The organism is Streptomyces sp. BE303, assembly GCF_036290945.1.
Taxonomy (GTDB): domain Bacteria; phylum Actinomycetota; class Actinomycetes; order Streptomycetales; family Streptomycetaceae; genus Kitasatospora.
Map to the genome: position 1 here is coordinate 101,144 of NZ_JAQYWZ010000468.1, position 19,550 is coordinate 120,693.

General features: G+C 71.9%; 17 protein-coding genes. 5 read left to right on the top strand and 12 right to left on the bottom strand.

What is annotated here, in order from left to right; genetic code table 11:
• Positions 1 to 7: 7 nt before the first annotated feature.
• The 9 genes from PUR56_RS09145 to PUR56_RS09185 all read right to left on the bottom strand — a co-directional run bounded on the left by PUR56_RS09145 (position 8) and on the right by PUR56_RS09185 (position 8,313).
• Positions 8 to 1,399 (bottom strand): TrpB-like pyridoxal phosphate-dependent enzyme, encoded by a 1,392-nt coding sequence (locus PUR56_RS09145; RefSeq protein ID WP_329881460.1) that lies wholly within the window; start codon positions 1,397 to 1,399, stop codon positions 8 to 10.
• Between the two features lie 44 nt (positions 1,400 to 1,443).
• Positions 1,444 to 2,133, bottom strand: coding sequence for a transglutaminase-like domain-containing protein (locus PUR56_RS09150; RefSeq protein ID WP_329881461.1), 690 nt, complete (start codon positions 2,131 to 2,133; stop codon positions 1,444 to 1,446).
• A 32-nt stretch (positions 2,134 to 2,165) separates the two neighbouring features.
• The gene (locus PUR56_RS09155) at positions 2,166 to 3,305 is read right to left on the bottom strand and encodes an acyl-CoA dehydrogenase family protein (protein WP_329948507.1); all 1,140 of its coding nucleotides are present in this window, start codon (positions 3,303 to 3,305) and stop codon (positions 2,166 to 2,168) included.
• 40 nt (positions 3,306 to 3,345) lie between these two features.
• Entirely contained in the window at positions 3,346 to 3,720 is a 375-nt protein-coding gene (locus PUR56_RS09160) for an ectoine synthase (protein ID WP_329881463.1), read from the bottom strand.
• A 12-nt stretch (positions 3,721 to 3,732) separates the two neighbouring features.
• Positions 3,733 to 4,587 (bottom strand): tryptophan synthase subunit alpha, encoded by an 855-nt coding sequence (gene trpA / locus PUR56_RS09165; protein WP_329881464.1) that lies wholly within the window; start codon positions 4,585 to 4,587, stop codon positions 3,733 to 3,735.
• Positions 4,580 to 5,587: a hypothetical protein gene (locus PUR56_RS09170; protein ID WP_329948508.1), complete on the bottom strand. Its 1,008-nt coding sequence runs from the start codon at positions 5,585 to 5,587 to the stop codon at positions 4,580 to 4,582. Before PUR56_RS09170 ends, trpA begins: the two co-directional genes overlap by 8 nt.
• Before the next feature lie 2 nt (positions 5,588 to 5,589).
• Positions 5,590 to 5,853 carry an acyl carrier protein gene (locus tag PUR56_RS09175; RefSeq protein ID WP_329948509.1) on the bottom strand — a complete coding sequence of 88 codons (264 nt, stop codon included), beginning with the start codon at positions 5,851 to 5,853 and terminating at the stop codon, positions 5,590 to 5,592.
• A 1-nt stretch (position 5,854) separates the two neighbouring features.
• Entirely contained in the window at positions 5,855 to 7,348 is a 1,494-nt protein-coding gene (locus tag PUR56_RS09180; protein ID WP_329948510.1) for an AMP-binding protein, read from the bottom strand.
• 299 nt (positions 7,349 to 7,647) lie between these two features.
• On the bottom strand, positions 7,648 to 8,313 hold the full coding sequence (locus tag PUR56_RS09185; protein WP_329948511.1) for a LysE family translocator: 666 nt from the start codon (positions 8,311 to 8,313) through the stop codon (positions 7,648 to 7,650).
• A 333-nt stretch (positions 8,314 to 8,646) separates the two neighbouring features.
• Between PUR56_RS09185 and PUR56_RS09190 the strand changes: the two genes are divergently transcribed.
• From PUR56_RS09190 to PUR56_RS09205, 4 genes are all read left to right on the top strand, one after another.
• Entirely contained in the window at positions 8,647 to 9,642 is a 996-nt protein-coding gene (locus tag PUR56_RS09190) for a helix-turn-helix transcriptional regulator (RefSeq protein WP_329881469.1), read from the top strand.
• Between the two features lie 315 nt (positions 9,643 to 9,957).
• Positions 9,958 to 10,377: an XRE family transcriptional regulator gene (locus tag PUR56_RS09195; RefSeq protein ID WP_329881470.1), complete on the top strand. Its 420-nt coding sequence runs from the start codon at positions 9,958 to 9,960 to the stop codon at positions 10,375 to 10,377.
• A 91-nt stretch (positions 10,378 to 10,468) separates the two neighbouring features.
• Positions 10,469 to 11,017, top strand: coding sequence for a ParH-like protein (locus tag PUR56_RS09200; RefSeq protein WP_329881471.1), 549 nt, complete (start codon positions 10,469 to 10,471; stop codon positions 11,015 to 11,017).
• Positions 11,014 to 11,577, top strand: coding sequence for a DUF6545 domain-containing protein (locus tag PUR56_RS09205; protein WP_329881472.1), 564 nt, complete (start codon positions 11,014 to 11,016; stop codon positions 11,575 to 11,577). The genes PUR56_RS09200 and PUR56_RS09205 overlap by 4 nt, the downstream gene beginning before the upstream one ends.
• 151 nt (positions 11,578 to 11,728) lie before the next feature.
• Here PUR56_RS09205 and PUR56_RS09210 read toward each other — a convergent pair whose 3' ends face one another.
• The 3 genes from PUR56_RS09210 to htpG form a co-directional block, all read right to left on the bottom strand.
• Positions 11,729 to 13,939, bottom strand: coding sequence for a tetratricopeptide repeat protein (locus tag PUR56_RS09210; RefSeq protein WP_329948512.1), 2,211 nt, complete (start codon positions 13,937 to 13,939; stop codon positions 11,729 to 11,731).
• 60 nt (positions 13,940 to 13,999) lie between these two features.
• Positions 14,000 to 15,199, bottom strand: coding sequence for a hypothetical protein (locus tag PUR56_RS09215; RefSeq protein WP_329881474.1), 1,200 nt, complete (start codon positions 15,197 to 15,199; stop codon positions 14,000 to 14,002).
• Between the two features lie 643 nt (positions 15,200 to 15,842).
• A complete protein-coding gene (htpG, locus tag PUR56_RS09220; protein WP_329948513.1) occupies positions 15,843 to 17,759 on the bottom strand; it encodes a molecular chaperone HtpG in 1,917 nt (638 codons plus the stop codon).
• 262 nt (positions 17,760 to 18,021) lie between these two features.
• Between htpG and PUR56_RS09225 the strand changes: the two genes are divergently transcribed.
• Entirely contained in the window at positions 18,022 to 19,527 is a 1,506-nt protein-coding gene (locus PUR56_RS09225; protein ID WP_329948514.1) for an MFS transporter, read from the top strand.
• Positions 19,528 to 19,550 lie beyond the last annotated feature (23 nt).

The following is a 19,550-nucleotide window of genomic DNA, read 5'->3' on the forward strand; positions in this document are numbered from 1 at the left end:
GGTTCGTTCAGCTCCCCGTGGCCTGGGTACCGGTGGAGCCCGACCCGAACTGCTCCGGCAGCCGGGCCAGCGAGCGCGCGACGAGCTCCTGGTCGAAGCCCTCGTCGACGAGCTCGCCGCCCAGGTACTTCTCGTAGGCGGAGAGGTCGAAGTGGCCGTGGCCGGAGAGTCCGAACAGGATGGCCTCGGAGCGGCCCTCCTCCTTGAGCCGCAGCGCCTCGTCGATGGCCACCCGGATGGCGTGGGTGGACTCGGGCGCGGGCACGATGCCCTCGGTGCGGGCGAAGGTCACGCCGGCCTCGAAGCAGCTGGTCTGCGGGACGGCGCGCGCCTCCAGCAGGCCGTCCTCCAGCGCCTGGCTGACCAGCGGCGCGATGCCGTGGTAGCGCAGGCCGCCGGCGTGGATCGCGGGCGGCACGAAGGAGTGGCCGAGGGTGTGCATCTTCAGCAGCGGGGTCAGTCCGGTGGTGTCGCCGAAGTCGTAGGCGACACGGCCCTGGGTGAGGCTCGGGCAGGCGGACGGCTCCGCGGCGATCACCCGCACCCGGCGCCCGCCGCGCAGCTGCTCGCCGAGGAACGGGAAGGCCAGGCCGGCCAGGTTGCTGCCGCCGCCGGCCGCCCCGATGATGATGTCCGGGTAGTCGTCGGCCATCTCCAGCTGGAGCAGCGCCTCCTTGCCGATCACCGTCTGGTGCAGCGCGACGTGGTTGAGCACGCTGCCGCCCGCGTAGTTGGTGAACGGGTCGTTCATCGCGACCTCGATCGCCTCGGACGTCGCGATGCCGAGGCTTCCCGGGCAGTCCGGGTCGTCCGCCAGGATGCCGCGCCCGGCGGCGGTCTCGGTCGACGGGCTGGGCACGCAGGTCGCGCCGTACGCGTGCATCAGCGCGCGGCGGTAGGGCTTCTGGTGGTAGCTGACCTTCACCATGAAGACCTTGACCTCCAGACCGAAGAAGGCCCCGGCGAGGGAGAGCGAGGAGCCCCACTGCCCGGCCCCGGTCTCGGTGGCGAGCCGGCGGATGCCGGCCTCCTTGTTGTAGAAGGCCTGCGCGATACCGGTGTTGGGCTTGTGGCTGCCGGCCGGGCTGCCGCCCTCGTACTTGTAGTAGATCCGCGCGGGGGTGTCGAGCAGCTTCTCCAGGCGGCGGGCCCGGAACAGCGGCGCCGGCCGCCACTGGGCGTAGATCTGCCGGACCACGGACGGGATCTCGATGTCCCGCTCCAGGGTGAGCTCCTGCTCGGCCAGCTCCTTCGGCATGATCCCGACCAGGTCCTCGACCGTCGCGGGCTGCCCCGTGCCCGGGTGCAGCGGGGGCGAGAGCACGGGCAGGTCGGCGGCCAGGTTGTACCAGGACGTCGGGATCTGCGAATCGGCCAGCTGGTACTTGATGGTGTCCACGGTGTCGGCCTCCGGGCCTGGTGGTGGGTCGCGGGGAAGAGGTGTCAGGTGGTGCGGCGGGCGGCCGCGTCGGCCACCAGCGAACCGGCGGTGAACCGCCGGGATTCCGGCCCGGCGAACAGACCGGGGTGCTCACGGCGCATCCCGGTCAGCACCAGGTCGTACGGCAGGTCGTCGAACTCGCCGTGCTCGTGCAGGAATTCCATCTGCCGGGCGCCGTGCTCGTCGAAGGGGTGGTGGACGCTGTCGGCCGTCCCGTCGAACTCCAGCGGCTTCATCCCGTAGAGACGGCAGAGCAGCTTGTTGAAGACCGGGGTGGCCCGCACCCAGCGCCCGTCCAGCTGGACGGAGGTGAGCGCGTGGTAGTAGAAGACGTCGCCTCCGACGTACTCCTTGATCCGCTCGGACGCCAGGTGGTTGCGCACGTCGGTGAGCACCAGGCGGCCGGGGACGCCGACCGAGCGGAGCGCCGCCAGGTACACCAGCGACTTGTGGATGCACATGCCGCGCTTCGCCCGCAGGGTCCCGCTGGCGGTCAGTGCCTCGCGGGTGAACTCCGCACCGTAGATCTCGTAGTTGATCCGGTCCCGCACGGCGTAGTACAGCCGCACCGCGCGGTCGCGGTCGTCCGTACCGCCGTCCGGCAGCACCTCGGCGACGAAGGCGCTCACCTCCGGCGCGGTGTGGTCGATGAAGTCGGTCGCCGCCAGGGTGGCGGACACGTCACTCGACATGGGGAGGACTCCGTACTCTGGGAAGGGGGCGCTCACAGGCCGAGCATGGTGGCGATCCGGACCCGCTGGACCTCGGAGGTGCCGGAGTAGATCGTCCCGGCGACGGCGTTGCGCAGTTCCTGCTCGACGCCGTACTCGGCCATGTAGCCGTTGCCCCCGAAGATCTGCACGGCGTTCAGGGCGGACGCCACGTTCGCCTCGCTGACCACCAGCTTGGCGGAGGCCAGGTCGACGGTGATGTCCCGGCCGGCGAGGAGGGCCTCGGCGGTGTCGTAGAGCCACCGCCGCGAGGTCTCGACGCCGATCCGCATCTCCACGATCCGGCCGGCCACCAGCTGGAACGACCCGATCGGCTGCCCGAACGCGGTCCGCTCCTTGGCGTAGGCGATGCACTGCTCCAGCCGGCGCTGCATCTCGCCGACGGTGACGGCGAAGGAGCAGAGGATCTCCCACTTCATCACGTGGTCGAGCACCAGGAACCCGGTGCCCGGCCGGCCGATCACGTTGGCCTTCGGCACCCGGCAGTCGTCGAAGAACAGCTCCGACATCGGGGACGCCTTGAGGCCCATCTTCTCGATCGGGTTGCCGACGGTCAGCCCGGGGGTGTCACGCTCCACCAGGAAGGTGGTCACCCCGAGCGGACCGGCGGTCGGATCGGTCTTGGCGTAGACCGCGATCACATCCGCCACCGGTCCGTTGCTGACGAAGGTCTTGCTCCCGTTCAGCACGTACGCGTCGCCGTCGGGCACGGCACTGGTACGCATCGCCAGCGCGTCCGAGCCACCGCCGGGTTCACTGATCGCGTGGGCTCCGATGAGGCTGCCCCCAGCCACCCCGGTCAGGTACCGCTCCTTCTGGGCGGCCGTGCCGAAGCGCTGCAGCGGGACTCCGACGCTCACCATGCTGGTGGTGACGGAGAAGTTGAGCCCGCCGTTGCGGCAGCCGTGGCCGAGTCCCTCCAGGACGTACATGGTGGTCAGCAGGTCCTGGCCGAGCCCTCCGTACTCGGGCTCGAACGGCAGCCCGAGCAGGCCCGAGTCGACCACGGCCTGCCAGGGTCCGCGCGGGAACCGCGCGGCCTTGTCGTGGGCCAGGTAGTCGTCGCCGAACTTCTCGAACCACGGTGTCAGGCCGTCGCGCAACTCGCGCCGATCGGCGGACCATTCGATCATCGCTTCATTCCCCGGTCGGTGGTCGGTGGCGCGGGCGGGATCAGTAGTGGGAGGACGAGGCGCCGGTGAGGTCGTGGACCTCGTCGCCGCGCAGCGCCGGGGTGAAGACGCACACCAGGCGCAGGTCCTCCTCCGGCCAGGCGATCAGCCAGTGCGCGTCGTGCTGGTCCAGCGCGTAGAGCGTGCCGGGCTCGATGACGTGGCTGTTGCCCGCCATGTCGACGACCTCGCCGCGGCCGGAGATGCAGTAGCAGGCCTCCAGGTGCCGCTTGTACTCCAGCAGCGACTTGGTGCCGGCCGCCACGACCGTGTCGGTGACCGAGTAGCCCATCCGGTCCGACTCCAGGAGGAAGCGGCGGCTGACGCCGTTGCCCCACTCGACCGTTCTGACGTCCTCCAGCTTGCGAATGATCATGACGAACTCCGTTCAGTGATTGGACAGTTGTTCTTCGTGCACGGGTCGGTGACGCAGGCCACCGATGAATCCCGCGAGTTCGGCGAGCAGGTCACCACCGGTCTCCAGGACCCGTTCGACCTCCGCCACCAGGGCGCTTCCGACGATCGCCGCGTCCGCGCCCAGGTCCCCCATGGCCGAGACGTCCTCGGCGGTGCGGACCCCGAATCCCACGGCCACCGGGGCCGGGGTGAGCCCCTTGAGGGTGGCGACCACCGGCGCGAGCGCCGAGCGGTCCGGGGCCGGGGCCGTGCCCGAGCGGCCGAAGTGGGCCACCAGGTACAGGTACGCCGAGGCGAACTCGGCACTCTCGGCCAGGACTTCGCGGGGCGAGTTCGGGTAGCAGGTGGTGACCACCGGCTGTCCGATCCGCTCCGCGGCCTCCAGGTACCGCCGCCTGGCCAGCGGCGGCAGGCCGTGCAGCAGGGTCGCGTCCGCTCCCGCGTCCCGGGCCCTGCGCAGGAACTCCTCCAGGCCCACCGGCTTCACCGAGTGGCCCCAGTCGGCCAGCAGCGCGATCCGGGTGTGCCTCAGCTCCGGCCGGACGCGCTCGACGAAGCCGAGCACCGCGTCCAGGTCGACGCCCTGCTCCAGCGCCCGCCGTGCGGAGCGCCGGATGACGGGGCCGTCGGTCACCGAGTCGGGGAACGGCACGGCCAGTTCGAGGCAGTCCACCCGCTCCTCGTCCAGCAGCCGGACGAGGTCCGCGAGCCGGTCCAGGCCAGGGTCACCGGCGTTGAGGAACAGCGCCAGACCCGGGTCGGCGGAGCTGCGGCCGGCGAAGAACCCGCCCGCCGGCCGGCCGTCGTGCTCGGTGGGGTCAGACACCGGCCCGCACCTCCCGGCGCAGCCGCTCCACGAGCCCGACCGCCGCGCCGTCCGCCACCGCCGCCCGGGCGGTGGCGAACGCCTCCGCCCAGTCGGTGGTCCGGCCGGCGGCGATGGCCGCGGCCGCCGCGTTGAGGCAGATGCTCTCCACCGCCGCCGCCGGGCCGTGGCCCCGGAGCAGGTCCAGCAGGTGCTCGGCCGCGTCGGTGCCCTCCGCGGCCGGGCGGAGGTCGGCGAGGGTGCCGCCCGCCGCGCCCACCGTGCCGGGGCCGACGGCCAGCTCCGTGCCGTTCGCCCGCACGGTGTTCCCGGTGAAGCTGAGCAGCTCGTCCACACCGAGGTCGTTGCGGATCAGCCAGACTCGCCGGTCGGCCGCCAACTCGGCGAATCCGTCCCAGAGTTCAGGCGACGATACACCGGTCAGCTGGACCTCGACGGGCACCGCGGCCAGGAACGGGCCGAGCAGGTTGACGAACCGGCCGATCTGCTGCATGCCGTACGGCAGCACGGCGCGCGCCAGTTCGGTCAGCTCGACCGGGTAGACGAACCCGGAGGCGAAGGCCAGGCCGAAGCGGCCGAGCAGGTCCTCGCACTCGGCGTACGAGCGCGCGGTCGGCAGCCCCAGCCGGTCCAGGATGTCGATCGAGCCGTACCGGCTGCTGTAGCCGCGCGACCCGGTCTTGACGATCGGCACCCCGGTCGCCGCGGCCACCAGGACGGCGGCGGTGGTCAGGTTGAAGGTGGCGGGGCCGCCCCCGGTGCCGACCAGGTTGACGACGCCGGGCCAGCGGGCCGGCAGCGGCGCGGCACGGTCGGTCAGCGAGCCGAGGAAGGACTCCAGGGTCGGCGTCACGGGGGTGCGGGTGGAGAGCGAGGCGAGTACCGCGAGGGCCTCGCCGTTCTTCAGCCGGCGCTCGTGCAGCCGCTCCCAGAAGTCGGCCCAGACCGGGCGTTCCACCGGTTCGGCGCCCCGGACCAGGCTCTGCAGCAGATCGGCCACGGTCAGTTGGCTCCGCTCGCCACCGGGTCGGCCTGACCGAGGAAGGCGTCGATCGAGGCGACCGAACGGAAGTTTTCCGGCACGATGTCGAGCGCGTCGATGTCCAGCTTGTAGGTGTTCTCCAGCCAGCCGACCAGGGTCAGCAGGCCGAGGCTGTCGATCACGCCGTTCGCCAGCAGGTCGAAGTCGTCGTCGATCTCCTCGACCGTGACCTCCAGCAGGAACTGATCGATCAGGTACCGCTTGATGTCGTCGGTGCGCGCCATGTCAGCCTCCGGAGGCAGTGGTGTCGGGTCGGTCGGTCCGCGCCTGCAGGAGGCGGCGCTGGACGGCCTTGCGGTCGAGCTTCCCGGTGCCGGTGCGGGGCAGCGGGGTGTCCACCAGCTCGACGGTGGCGGGGATGGCCACCCGGGGCAGCAGCCCGGCGGCGTGCTGGCGGATGGTCAGGGAGTTGAGCTTCCCGCCCTCGGCGCGCTGCACGACGGCGTGCAGTCGCGTGCCGGCGAGCTCGTCGGGGACGGCGATCACCGCCGCCTCGGTGACGGCCGGGTGGCTGCGCAGGGCGGTCTCGACCTCGGCCGTGTTGATCCGCACACCGCGGACCTTCACCACGAAGTCCCGCCGGCCCTCCAGGGTCAGCACCCCGTCGTCGTGACGGCGTACCAGGTCCCCGGTGCGGTAGTAGCGGGTTCCGGCCCGCTCGGAGAAGACGCCCCGGTCGAGCTCGGCGTCCAGGTACCCGGCGGTCTGGAACGGTGTGGAGACCACGAGTTCACCGCGGCCCGGCCCGGTGAGCTCGACGCCGTCCTCGTCCAGGACCAGCGCGTCGACCCCGTCGATCGGCCGGCCGATCGGCACCGTGCCGTACGGCATCGGGTCCGCCGGGTCGATCGTGTGGAGGAAGCTGTCGTTGGTCTCGGTGCAGCCGTAGACGTTGTGGAAGACCGCCTTGGGCAGGAGTGCCGGCAGCGGTTCGAAGCCGCGGGCGCTGACGGCGTCGCCGGTGAGCAGCGCGTGTTCCACACCGTCCAGCACCAGCGCCGGGTCGCCCGCGGCGGCCTGGGTGAGCAGTTGGTAGAGCATCGGGACGCCCTGCACGACCTGGACCGGCCGGGCGCGGTACTGCGCCAGCAGGTGGGCCGGGTTGGCTGCGAGGTCCTGGTCCACCAGGGAGACACACCCGCCGCGGCTGAGCGTGGTCCAGATGTCGAGCAGGCACAGGTCGAAGTTGAGCGGTGCGTAGTTGAGCACCGTGCTCTCCGGGCCGATGCCGAACTGCTCGGCGGCCCAGTCGGCGAACCGCGTCACCGCGCCACCGGTCAGCGGCACGACCTTGGGCAGCCCGGTCGAGCCCGACGTGGTCAGGAGCAGCGCCACGTCCTCCGGGTCATGGTCACCCTCGAAGGTGAACTCCTCGTGTCCTTCGGTCAGTTGGATCGGGTCGGGCAGGCGTCGGGCGCCACAGCGGTCCACCAGGGCGGCCAGGGTCTCGGCGCCGAGCTCCGCCGAGGGCAACAGCACCGGCCGGCGGAGCATCAGGCAGGCCAGCACCACGGCGACGGCCTGCGGCGACTTCTTCGCCACCATGGCCACCGGTTCTGCGGGGCCCAGGCCCAGCCCGGCCAGCCGCGCGGCGGCGGCACCGACCATGCGGTGCAGTTCGGCGTAGCTCACCTCGTCCGCGTGCCAGAGCAGTGCCGGCGCCTGCGGGCGGACTCTCGCCTCTTCGGCGATCCGGCCAGGGAGGGATCTCCACGGCATCGAACGGTCCTCCGTCTCACGTCCTGGGAGTATCTGAGTGGGTCTGAGTGGTCTGCGGACTGTCTGAGCGGTTCTGCGCGGGCAGCCGAAAGCCGATTACGGCTGCCGCCGAAAATGTGCGCAGGATGAATCGCCAGGTGGCGGGCGGCCGCACGCGTGGGCGGCCGCACTCGTCCATGGGTAAATAGATGAATACACCTGAAGAAGTTGACCGATAAACCGCCCGGTCGGCGCGGAGGAGTTCCGCGTGACGGAATGCCGAAGGTGGAATCCCGCAATCCGGAACCGGGACGGCCCGATCAGCCCGCGCGCCGCCCCGAAGGCTGCGCGAACGCCGCGGAGATACCCAGCAGAAGATACGTACAGCCGGTGATGTACTTCTGGGCACGGGCGAACCGCACACTGCGGGCGAGCCATGCGCCCACCCCGACCGAGGCCACCGCGTACACCAGATCCATGGCCAGGGCGATCGTGAAGAACACCAGCCCCAGCACCAGGGTCTGACTCGCCCCGGAGCCCCGCTCCGGGTCGACGTACTGCGGCAGCAGCGCCAGGAAGAAGAGGGCGACCTTGGGGTTGAGCACGTTCACCAGAGCCCCCTGGCGCAGCAGCGTCCCGACCGACCGGGGGCTGTCCGAGCCCGCCGGGCCATCGCCCAGCGCGCCCCCCTTGGACAGCAGGGTGCGGATGCCCAGGTACACCAGGTAGGCGGCGCCGGCGTACTTCACCACGTCGAACGCCGTGGCGGAGGCGGCGATCAGCGCCGACACCCCGACCACGGTGCCCAGGACGTGGACCAGCGTGCCGAGTTCCACCCCGAGCGCCGAGGCGAACGCCGCCCGCCGGCCCTGGCCGATGCCACGACTGAGGATGAGCAGCATGTTCGGCCCGGGCACCGCGACCACCGCGACCACCGTCGGCACGAACAGCAGCAGCGCCGCCATCGACGGGAGCGTCAACTCCACCGGGCCCATCCCCCTCCGTCAGCTGCGGAGCGAGCCGGACGGCTCAGCCCCACTCAAGGTCCCCGTCACGCCCGCCCGGGAATCCGAAACCCACCCAAGCCGACTGAAATGATTGCCGAATGGCCACCATGTTACTCATCCCCCCAGCGAATTAATCGATCTTTGTCTCAGCTCCGCCGTACTCTGTTTCCCAAGCGAAGTTCCTTCGATCCTGCCGACCGCACTTCGGCAAGTCCAGGGATCACAGCTGTCCCATAGGTGCCGTGACTGGTGACGGCCAGGTTATCCACGGGGGCACCACAGAGCAGCAGAACCACCACCACGGAGTTAGCAATGGATCTTGAGCGCGACCGGAAGGTCCTGACGGACCTCTACCGGCAGTTGCGGAACGAGCCGAACCTGAGCACACCCGAGATCTGCGCCCGGTCGGGCCTGGATCCGGCCTCCCTCCACGAGGCCACGGCGCTGCTCACCGAGCTCGGGTTACTGACCGGGTCCGGCCGCGGCAGCGGGCGGCCCACCGTCACCTCCACCGAGGTCGCGCTCAACCGCCTCGCGCAGCAGGCCGAGCAGACCGCCGTACGCTGGCTGGAGGAGACCATCCGGGTCCGCAAGGCGATGCGGCTCCTCACCACCGAACTCGCCGACCAGTACCAGCAGCAGGAGAGCCTCGCGCCCGCCGAACTGATCGTCGGCCTCGACCACATCTCCGAAGTGCTGGAGGACTGCACCGAGCTCGCCCAGGACGAGGTGCTGAGCATGCACCCCGGCCCGGTCGTCGAGAGCCGCTCCAAAGCCCGTCTGGAACGCAACCAGAAGGTCGTCAACCGCAGCGTGGGGATGCGCACCATCCACCTCGCCTCCACCGCGCGGCTGCCGCAGGGCCTCGCCCTGCTGGAGGAGATGCAGCGCTCCGGGGTCCAGATCCGGCTGGCTCCCACCATCCCGTTCCGCCTGATCGTCATCGACGACGTGATGGCCTTCACGCCGGCCTTCGGCACGGAGGCGCAGCCCACCGCCATGGTCACCCGCGGCCCGGTGATCACCCGCCTGCTCAGACGGGTCTTCGAGCACTGCTGGCAGTCGGCGGTCGAGCTCGGCACCGACACCCCGCCGCCCCAGACCCCCGTCGACACCCCGCTCACCGGCCAGCAGGCGGGCATCCTGCGGCTGATGAACGCCGGCTTCAAGGACGAGGCGATAGCCCGCGAACTCGGCGTTTCCACCCGGACACTGCGCCGTCTGATGAACGACCTGATGGAGAAGCTCGGCGCGGACAACCGCTTCCGGGCCGGGGTCCGGGCCCAACAGCTGGGCTGGCTCAAGTAGCCGGGGGGCGGGCCGGCCCGGCCGAAGGAGCCCGGGCCGGCCCGCCCCCGCGGTCCGGCGCCGCCCACCGCCGCCCACCGCGACACCCGGCGCAACACCCGGCCCCTCCCGGACGACCGGGTGTCCGGCAGGGCGTGCGACCGCGCGCGCAGGTCACCGGCCGTGCGATCGAACCGGTCCCCCGCGTACCCCCTCGTCATCTCCACGGGGCACCTAGAATGAGGACCCGGGTCCGCTCCGCGGGCCCGGGTCATCGGGAGTGGTCGGTCCGCGCACGCACCGGGCGTGTGCACGGGGTGAGGGAAGGGGTGGGCCGTGTCCGACACAGGCTCCGTTGCGTCCACGCTCGCGGCGAAGCTGGACCGGCTGTTCGACGTCGTCCGCCGCGCGGACCGCGAGCAGTACAGCCACGAGGAGGTCGCCCGGGCCTGTCGGGAGGCGACCGGCGAGAGCTTCTCCGCCACGTACCTCTGGCAGCTGCGGACCGGCCGCCGGGACAACCCGACGAAACGTCATCTGGAGGCGCTGGCACAGTTCTTCCAAGTCCCGCCGACCTACTTCTTCGACGACCGGCAGAGCGCACGGATCGCCGAGGAGCTGGCGCTGCTGGGAGCACTGCGCGACGCGGGCGTCCGGGACGTGGCGCTGCGCGCGGTGGCCCTCTCGCCCGAGGGCCTCGGCACGATCAGCGACATGATCGAGGCCATCGCCCGCCGCGAGGCCGGTGGCAGGTAGCGGAAATCGACGTCGAAGCGGTTCTCCCCGCGCTCCCCCGTCCGTAGGATCGCCTCCCGACCGGGGCCGGTCGGACAGCAGGGGGGCAGGCGTGGGGCATTCGCGTGGGGTCGACCATGAACTCTGGCAGCGATGTCGGGGCATCGCGGAGTCGATACCGCTTCCCGAACCGTTCGGCATCACGGCACTGACCGAGTCACTCACCCGGCTGCGCGGCAGGCCCATCGAGCTCATGCCCCTCTCCGGCCCGGCGCCCTCGCCGTGCGGCGTCCTGATCAGCACCGACCGCGCGGACTACATCGGCTACGCGGTCGACACCACGGCCCTGCACCAACAGCACATCGTGCTGCACGAGATCGGTCACCTGCTCTGCGCGCACACGGGTGGCGCGGGACTGAGCACGGTCGTGTCGCGCGTGCTGACACCCCAGCTGCCGGACGAGCTGGTCCGCCGGGTGCTCGGCCGGTCGGTCTACACGGAGCGGCAGGAGCAGGAGGCGGAGCTCGTCGCCTCGCTGACGCTGCACCGGGCGCTGCAGCGTCCCCGGTCCACCGCGATCGGCCGGCTGGCCGACCGGACGGCGCAGTGGTGGCGCACGATCGGCCGGCCGGGGCCGCGCGGCGCGGCGTGGCACGGGTGACGGGGTGGCCGACACCGGCAGCCTGCTTCGCCGGTGCCGTCAGCCGCTGGGACGACCGGGGCGGCCGGGCGCGCGCCCGGCGTGACCACCGCAGGCTGGACCCGCTCTGGTCGGCGATGAGGTCGGTGGTCCCGGAGATCGAACTCGTCACCCAGGACCGGAACGTCGGACGGGCGAGGGCCCGGCGGCAGGACATCCGGTTCGCCCTGTACCGGCGGATCATCGAGATCCGTGACGGGCAGCTGTCCCTCCGGTCCCATCTGCATCCTCACGTCCCGCTCTGGGTGGCGGAGGTGCTCGGCCCGGCCCGTGCCGAGGAGTTCGCCGTCGTGGTGGAGGCCGCCGCCATCGCCGCCGTCCTGGAGGCGGCCCGGGCCCGGCACCACTTCCCCGCCGGGCCCGGCGAGGGGTGCGTGCCGCACCCGCTGGTGGCCGACCTCCGCGAGGAGGCGGCCTGGCTGGTCAGGGTCGCCGCCGCGTACACCGGTTCGCCGGCGGTGGCCCACGTCCGCAGGCGGGTGCGCGAGGAGCTGGCCAGGGCGGCGGCGGTACCGCACTGACCGGACGCCGCCGCCCCCGCCGCCCCTGCCGCCCCCGTTGCGCGGGGCAGCGGGAACGGCAGGGGCGACGGGGGCGACGGGTGCGGCAGGGGCGGCCTGGTCCGGCGGGGCGAGGGAACGGCGCGCCCGGTGGGACGCGGGACGGACGGTGTCAGGCGCGGGCCAGCTCCGGCATCAGCTCGTACACCTGCCCGGCGGACTCGGGATCGGCCTCCAGGCAGGCGAGCAGGTCGGCCCTGGCGTTGTCCACCCGGTCGAGTCCGATGAGACAACGCGCCCGCTGCAGCCGGGCGTCCACGTCCTCGGTCGAGTCGACCACCTCGTCGAGGAGCCGGAGCGCCTCCCCGAACCGCCCGGCGTCGTGGTGGACCACGGCCAGGTTGAACCGGATGCCGGGCTCCGTCGAGAGCTCGACGGCACGCGCCAGGTTGCTGCCGGCCGCGTCCAGATCGCCTTCCTGGTAGCGGAGTTCACCGATCAGCGCCCACGCCTGGGCGCAGCCGGGGTCGGCGGCGAGCGCGGCCGCGTAGGACTCGGCGGCTGCGGTTCCCTCACCCTCGGCGGCCAGCAACTGGCCCTTGAGGCACAGCAGCCGGGGGTTCTCCGGATCGCCCGCGAGACCGGCCCGGACGTCCTCCCGGGCGAGCCGGTACTCACCCGCCTCGAACAGCAGGGAGGCCCGGTTGAGGCGGGCGTCACGGAACTCCGGGTCGAGCTGGAGGACGTACCCGAAGTCCGCCACCGCCGCGTCGGTGTCGCCGAGTTCGGCCAGGACGTCGGCGCGGTTGAAGTAGGCCTCGGGGAAGGGTGGCGAGAGCCGGACGGCGCGGTCGTAGTCGGCGAGCGCCTGTTCCGGACGGCCGAGTTCGCGCCAGAGCATGCCCCGGTCGAAGTAGTACTCGGAGTAGTTGGGGTCGCACTCGATCACCGCGGTGTAGTCGGCGACGGCTTCGGCGTGGCGGCGGAGGCCCGCGTACACCTGAGCGCGGTTGTAGCGGAGCACGGAGCGGTGCAGCGCGTGCTCGTGCGGCTCCAGCGTCTCGTCGAGGGTCGCGATGCAGCCGTCCAGCAGCGTCAACGCCGCTTCGAGGCGGCCCTGGTGGACCTCGATCAGCGCGAGCCCGTTGCGGTTGAACACCACGCGCGCCTCCCGCTCCTTCGGGTCCGGGTGCCAACTGGCGAAGGCGATCGCCTGGTTGACCCAGCCCCGGGCGAGCCGGTGGTCGCGCCGGTCGGTGTCGAAGTGTCGGGTGTGGAGCATCGCCGTGGCGTACGCGGCCTGCATGTGGACCTCGGGCGAGGCGCTGAGCGCCCGGGCCTCGTCGTACAGCGGCAGCGCCAGATCGGCCAGGCCGAGCGCGGCGAAGGAGGTGGTCATCTTGGTGGTGAAGGCCCACCAGTGGGTCGGGTGGCTCTCGTGGGTGACGAGCTGCCGCCCGCGCTCGCCGAGGTCCACGACGGCGTGGTAGTAGCCGAGGTCCATGCAGTGGTCGAGGGCGTGGCGCAGCGTGTCGGCCCCGACGCCCGCCGGGTCGCTGCCGTGCTCCGCGTGCCAGGCGATGGCCCCCAGCCGCAGGGACGACTCGCCGGCCGTCTCCAGCTCCGCCCGTCGCAGGTCGTGCAGCAGGGCGCGCTCGGTGGCGGGCAGGGCCAGGTAGGCGGCGATGCGGTCGGGGTCGTCGCCTGCGCCGTCCGCCGCGACGTGGGCGCGGCCGAGCGCGGCGGTTCCGGCCGCCGTCCGGGCGGCGTCCCCGGCCGGCCGTCCCCCGTCCGGCGCGTCGAGCACCGCGCAGTGGGCGGCGAGCGCGTCGGCCAGCACCTCGTTCCCGGGGCCGGCCGGTCGCTCCGGCGCCTCGGTCCCGGTGGTGACCACCACGGTGAGCAGCTCCGGGTCGATCCGCCGCAGCAGGACGGCGAGGAACTCACCGTCGGTGGGGTCGGCCCGGTGGGCGTCCTCGACGATCAGCGAGCGCGGGGCCGGGCCGACCGCCCGCAGGTACGCCTCCAGGAACTCGACCAGACCGTGGGCGATCCGCAGGGTGCGCAGTGCGGAGTAGAAGCGGGTCCGCTCCTTGGGCACCGCCAGCGAGGTCAGCGTCTCGCGGGTGGCGGGCACCAGGTCGCGCAGCTCCGGCGTGGTGGAGAGGATCTCGATGTCGTGTCCGGCGACGGCCTCCGGGCAGCGCGCCAGCGCGTCGGGGACGATCGTGCGCAGGATCGACCCGACGGCCGTGTAGGGCCCGCGCAGCCGGCGGTCGGCGTTCACCAGGGCGAGGGCGGGTGGCAGGTCGAGCCGCTCGCGGGCGTCGACGCGGTCGGGACGCCGGGCGGCGCGGACCCAGTGGTGGCGGTGCTCGGCCATGACGCAGCTGCCTTTCGTGCGGTGACGTGGTGAGGTGCGGTGGGGCGGGGCGTTCGGGGGTCAGGCCGACCGGGCGGCGCGCCGCTCCCGGGCGGCCAGGACCACGACGGCGCCGGTCTGCGCGAGGGTGAGCACCATGAGGACGAGCGAGTCGAGGCGGCCCGCCGCCGAGGCGTGGCCGGTCAGCCGCAGCCACATGTCGTGCAGGAGGCGGTACGCCGTCGGCACGACGACGCCGGCGAACACGGTGAGCGTGAACGCGTAACCCACCACCATCAGCCAGGCGTACCAGCGGGCAGCCCGCCGGTCGACCGGGTGGTGGACGGACAGGTCCAGCGGCGTGCGCCCGGTGCCGCGCCGGACGGCGTTGCGCAGGACGTCCGTGGCGGCGGCGTGGAGGTTCACGGAGCCCAGGAGCGTACTGAGCAGGACGTAGAGGTCGGTCCGCAGGTAGAAGAAGCCCTGCCAGGCGAGGCGCAGCGTCGTGGCGTAGGCGACCGCGAGGCAGACCGACGCCACTCCCCGGGCGGCGCCGTGCGTCGCGTCGGCGACCAGGGTGAGGACGGCGATCGCCAGGACGTCCGCCAGCATGCCGGCCATGATCGGCAGGTAGCGCTTCCGTCTCGGCACGCTGACCAGCCCGTCGAGGGAGGTCTCCAGCACCAGGTAGACCAGGCGGCGGCCGACCGAGAGCCTCGACCGCAGGCCGAGCCGGCGGCCGGCCAGCGCGTGGAAGGCCTCGTGCAGGGCGAGCAGCGGCGCCTGGCCGAAGAACAGCATCAGCACGACGAGGGTGTAGGAGGAGCTGAAGAAGAGGTTGTCGATCCGGGGTACCAGCCGAGGGACCCGGATCATCTCGACCACGGCGAGGGCCGTCACGAGCGCGTAGCCGATCAGTGCCGGCCGGCTGAAGACGGCCCGGCCCAGCCGTTGCCAGCGCACGGGTGCGGACTCCTCCGCCGGGGCGTCGGCGGAGCGGACGAGGTCCAGGTCCACGAGCGCCTCGACCAGGTCGGCGATGTCGACGCTCTCGCCGTGCTCGGACTCGTAGCGCCGGGCGGCCTCGCGCGGTGTGACGCCGTCGGCCAGCATCCGGACCAGTTCGGCGCCGTCGGCCGGGAGGACGGCGTAGGTGTCGGTCTCCGGGCTGCCGACGGTGACCTCGTCGCCCTCCTCCAGGTAGACGAGCCGGCGCAGTGGCAGCGGACGGTCCAGGTCGAGGCCCGGGGCGTCGGAGCTGCTGTCCACGGAGGAGTGCACGGGTGTCCTCCCGCAAGGGGGTGGGCGGAGGTGGTGGGCGGAGGGGGTGGGCGAAGGAGGAGCGGCGCCGGTCGACAGTGCCATGTCGGGTCGACACCGCTCCCCCGTTTCCCCGGGAAAAGGGATCAGGCCTGCACCATGCAGTCCCACGGCAGGTACAGCGCACGCGCCGTGCTGGTCAGACGGACCGGGCCGGTCTTGCGGACGACGATCTTCTTCATGACGGACACCTCCCTTCACACTGGTCGCAGGGAAGCCATGAGCTGAGATGAATGAGCATCTGATGCTCAGTCATATCAGCTCGGCCAGGCACCAGAGTGCTGACGATGTGGTGACCGCGTCAAGGGATCGCCGCCCCCGATCCGGGGGCGCCCGGGCGATCCGGGGAGATTCCGCAGCTCGAAGGGGACGCGCGGCGCGCGACAGCCGCAACTCCGGGCCGGATCGACACGGCCCCAGGAGAAAGGTCCCTCGGCAACATATAAACTGAAATGAATGACTGGCGGAGGATGATCTACTTCAGTTGAGTTCCGGTCCGGCTTCCGGATCGCCCGCCGTAGGGCGCTCCGGAAGCCGGCGGCAGGGGTGCGGCCCGCGGCGGCCGGTCGCCGCGGGCCGCACCCCACCGGTCACCGGGCCCGGGTCACAGGGCCCGGGTCAGACGGGCGGTCAGCAGCCGGGCGAAGCGGGCCGGGTCGGGCAGGTCGCCGCCCTCGGCGAGCAGCGCGCTGCCGTACACCAGCTCGGCGACCTCGGCGAGCGCGGGATCGTCGGCGTTCGCCTCGTGCGCCGAGCGCAGCGCGGTGACCAGCGGGTGCGTGGGGTTGAGTTCCAGGATCCGCTTCACCGTGGGGACCTGCTGCCCCGTCGCCCGGTACATCTTCTCCAGGGTCGGGGTCATGTCGTGGGCGTCGCCGACGACGCAGGCAGCCGACGTGGTGAGGCGCGACGACAGGCGGACCTGCTTCACCTGCTCGGACAGGGCCGTCGTCAGCCACGGCAGCAGGGCGGCGAAGTCCTGCTCGCGCCGGGCCTTCTCGGCCTCCGCGTCCTGGTCGCCGTCCTCGGGCTCGCCGAGGTCGACCTGGCCCTTGGCGACGGACTGCAGACGGTGCCCGTCGAAGGCGGGCACCCGGTCCACCCAGACCTCGTCGACCGGGTCGGTGAGGATCAGGACCTCGTACCCCCGGGCGGCGAAGGCCTCCATGTGGGGCGAGTTCTCCACCATGGCCCGGTCCTCGCCGGCCAGGTAGTAGATCGCGTCCTGGCCGTCCTTCATGCGTCCGACGTACTCGCGCAGGGTGGTGGGCTGCTCCGCGTCGTGCGTGGAGGCCGCCGACACCAGCTCCAGGAGGGCCTCGGTGTTGTCCGTGTCCTCCAGCAGCCCCTCCTTCAGCACCCGGCCGAACTGGGCCCACAGCTTCGTGTAGCGCTCGGCGTCGGCGGTCTGCACGCTCTTGAGGGCGCCGAGCACCTTCTTGACCAGCCGTCGGCGCACGCCGCGGATCTGGCGGTCGTGCTGCAGGATCTCGCGGGAGATGTTCAGCGACAGGTCGTGGGCGTCCACCACGCCCTTGACGAAGCGCAGGTAGTCCGGCATCAGCGCTTCGCAGTCGTCCATGATGAACACGCGCTTGACGTACAGCTGGACGCCGCGCCGGGTGTCGCGCGAGAACAGGTCGAGCGGCGCCTGCGAGGGGATGAACAACAGCGCCTCGTACTCGAAGGTGCCCTCGGCCCGCATGTGGATCGTCTCGGCCGGGTCGAGCCAGTCGTGGCTGATCTGCCGGTAGAACTCGTGGTACTCGGCCTCGGTGACCTCGCTGCGCGGCCGGGCCCACAGGGCCTTCATCGAGTTGAGCGTGTCGACCCCGGGCTCGGTGGCGCCGTCGGCGCCGGGGCGCTCCGCCGCCATCCGGATCGGCCAGCGGATGAAGTCCGAGTACTGCTTGACGATCTGGCGGATCTTCCACCCGGCCAGGTAGTCGGCGACCCCGTCCTCGCCGTCGACGGGCTTGAGGTGCAGGGTGACCGAGGTGCCCACGGGCAGTCCGTCGACCTCCTCGATGCTGTACGTGCCCTCGCCGTCGGACTCCCACCTGGTCCCGGCACCGGTGCCGGCCCGCCGGGTGCTCAGGGTGACCCGGTCGGCGACCATGAACGCCGAGTAGAAACCGACGCCGAACTGACCGATCAGGCTCTGCGCCGCCTCGGCGTCCCGGGTCTCCTTGATCTTCTCCAGCAGACCGGCGGTGCCGGACCGGGCGATCGTGCCGATCAGGTCGACGACGTCGTCCCGGGTCATGCCGATGCCGTTGTCGCGGACGGTCAGCGTGCGGGCGGCCTCGTCGACCTCCAGGAGGATGTGGAGGTCGGAGGTGTCGGCGTCGAGGTCGGAGTCGGTCAGCGACTCCAGCCGCAGCTTGTCCAGTGCGTCGGAGGCGTTCGAGATCAGCTCGCGCAGGAAGATGTCCTTGTTCGAGTAGATCGAGTGAATCACCAACCGGAGCAACTGGCGCGTCTCGGCCTGGAATTCCAGCGTCTCGACAGTGCTACCCACTCGGAGGCTCCTTTTCGGGATGAAACGTGCTGGGCGGGACGGGCGAGTCCGGGTGACTCCCCGTCGGCTCCGGAATGATAGGCCGAGCCCGCCGGCCGCCGTCACGCGCCGGCCGTCCGCCACCCGCCCGGGTCCCGAGCCGCGGGCGGCGCGGGGGCCCGCGGCCGGCCGCCGCGTCCGCCGGGGAACCCGCCGGTGTGATCGCCGGGCGACCGGGCAGACGCGGGGGCGTCCTGAACACCTCGCGAGAGGAACACCCGTCATGGCCGACCCGGTGAAGCCGTCCGAACGACCGGAAGAGCGGACCCGCACCTCCCGCGGCGACGACGTGATCGAGACCAGGGTCCCGGCCCGGCTGGACCGGTTACCGTGGTGCCGCTGGCACTGGAGGATCGTGATCGGCCTGGGCACCGTCTGGATCCTGGACGGCCTGGAAGTGACGATCGTCGGCACCATGGCGGCCCGGCTCGCCGAGCAGGGCAGCGGGATCTCCATCTCGACCACCCAGGTGACCACCGTCGCCGCCGCCGTCTACGTGGCGGGCGCGTGCAGCGGGGCCCTGTTCTTCGGCTGGCTGACCGACCGGCTGGGGCGCAAGAAACTGTTCATGCTGACGCTCGCGGTCTACCTCGCCGCGACCGCCGTGACGGCGTTCTCCTCGTCGGCCTGGTTCTTCTTCGTCTGCCGCTTCTTCACCGGCTTCGGCATCGGCGGCGAGTACGCGGCGATCAACTCCGCGGTCGACGAGCTGATCCCGGCCCGGGTCCGCGGCCGGATCGACCTGATCATCAACGGCAGCTTCTGGATCGGCGCGGCGTTCGGGGCGTTCGCGTCCATCGCCCTGCTCGACACCGCGCTCTTCGCCACGGACGTCGGCTGGCGGCTCGCCTTCGGCCTGGGTCTGGCCCTCGGCCTGGTGATCCTGCTGGTGCGCCGACACGTCCCGGAGAGTCCGCGCTGGCTGATCACGCACGGACGCGCGGACGAGGCGGAGAAGGTGGTCGCCGAGGCCGAACGGGCCGTCGAGCGGCAGACCGGCACCGCGCTTCCCCCGCTCACCGACGAGCCGATCCTGATCCGCGAGCGCGCCCCGCTCGGCTTCGTCACGATCGCCCGCACGGTCGTGGCCCGCTACCCGCGCCGGACGGTGCTCGGCCTCGCGCTGTTCATCGGCCAGGCGTTCCTGTACAACTCGGTGACCTTCGGTTACGCGGTGATCCTCACCCAGTACTTCGACGTCCCCCAGGGCGACACCGGCTACTACTTCGCGGTGATCGCCGTCGGCAACTTCCTCGGCCCGCTGCTGCTCGGCCACCTCTTCGACTCGGTCGGGCGCAAGCCGATGATCGCCGGCACCTACCTCGGCTCCGGCCTGCTGCTGTTCGGCACCGCCGCGCTCTTCCAGCACGGCTCGCTCTCGGCCGTCACCATGACGGCGTGCTGGACGGCCGTGCTCTTCCTCGCCTCCGCGGGCGCGAGTTCGGCCTACCTGACGGTCAGCGAGATCTTCCCGCTGGAGACCAGGGCGATGTGCATCGCGTTCTTCTACGCCGTCGGCACGGCGGCCGGCGGCATCAGCGGGCCGCTGCTGTTCAACAGCCTGGTGAGCACCGGGAACGTCTCCGACACCACCCTCGCGTTCTGCATCGGCGCGGGACTGATGACCGCCGCCGGGCTGGTGGAGGCCGCGATCGGCGTCCGCGCGGAACGGCGCAGCCTGGAGTCCCTGGCCTCGCCCCTGAGCGCCGTCGGCACGACGTCGGCCTAGCCGGCCCGGCCGGTGGGCGGTGC

What these genes read in the sequence shown, in the direction of transcription:
- PUR56_RS09150 (WP_329881461.1), bottom strand. Translation starts at nt 2,133, where the DNA reads ATGTCGAGTGACGTGTCCGCCACCCTGGCGGCGACCGACTTCATCGAC.
- PUR56_RS09155 (WP_329948507.1), bottom strand. Translation starts at nt 3,305, where the DNA reads ATGATCGAATGGTCCGCCGATCGGCGCGAGTTGCGCGACGGCCTGACA.
- PUR56_RS09160 (WP_329881463.1), bottom strand. Translation starts at nt 3,720, where the DNA reads ATGATCATTCGCAAGCTGGAGGACGTCAGAACGGTCGAGTGGGGCAAC.
- PUR56_RS09175 (WP_329948509.1), bottom strand. Translation starts at nt 5,853, where the DNA reads ATGGCGCGCACCGACGACATCAAGCGGTACCTGATCGATCAGTTCCTG.
- PUR56_RS09180 (WP_329948510.1), bottom strand. Translation starts at nt 7,348, where the DNA reads ATGCCGTGGAGATCCCTCCCTGGCCGGATCGCCGAAGAGGCGAGAGTC.
- PUR56_RS09190 (WP_329881469.1), top strand. Translation starts at nt 8,647, where the DNA reads ATGGATCTTGAGCGCGACCGGAAGGTCCTGACGGACCTCTACCGGCAG.
- PUR56_RS09210 (WP_329948512.1), bottom strand. Translation starts at nt 13,939, where the DNA reads ATGGCCGAGCACCGCCACCACTGGGTCCGCGCCGCCCGGCGTCCCGAC.
- PUR56_RS09225 (WP_329948514.1), top strand. Translation starts at nt 18,022, where the DNA reads ATGGCCGACCCGGTGAAGCCGTCCGAACGACCGGAAGAGCGGACCCGC.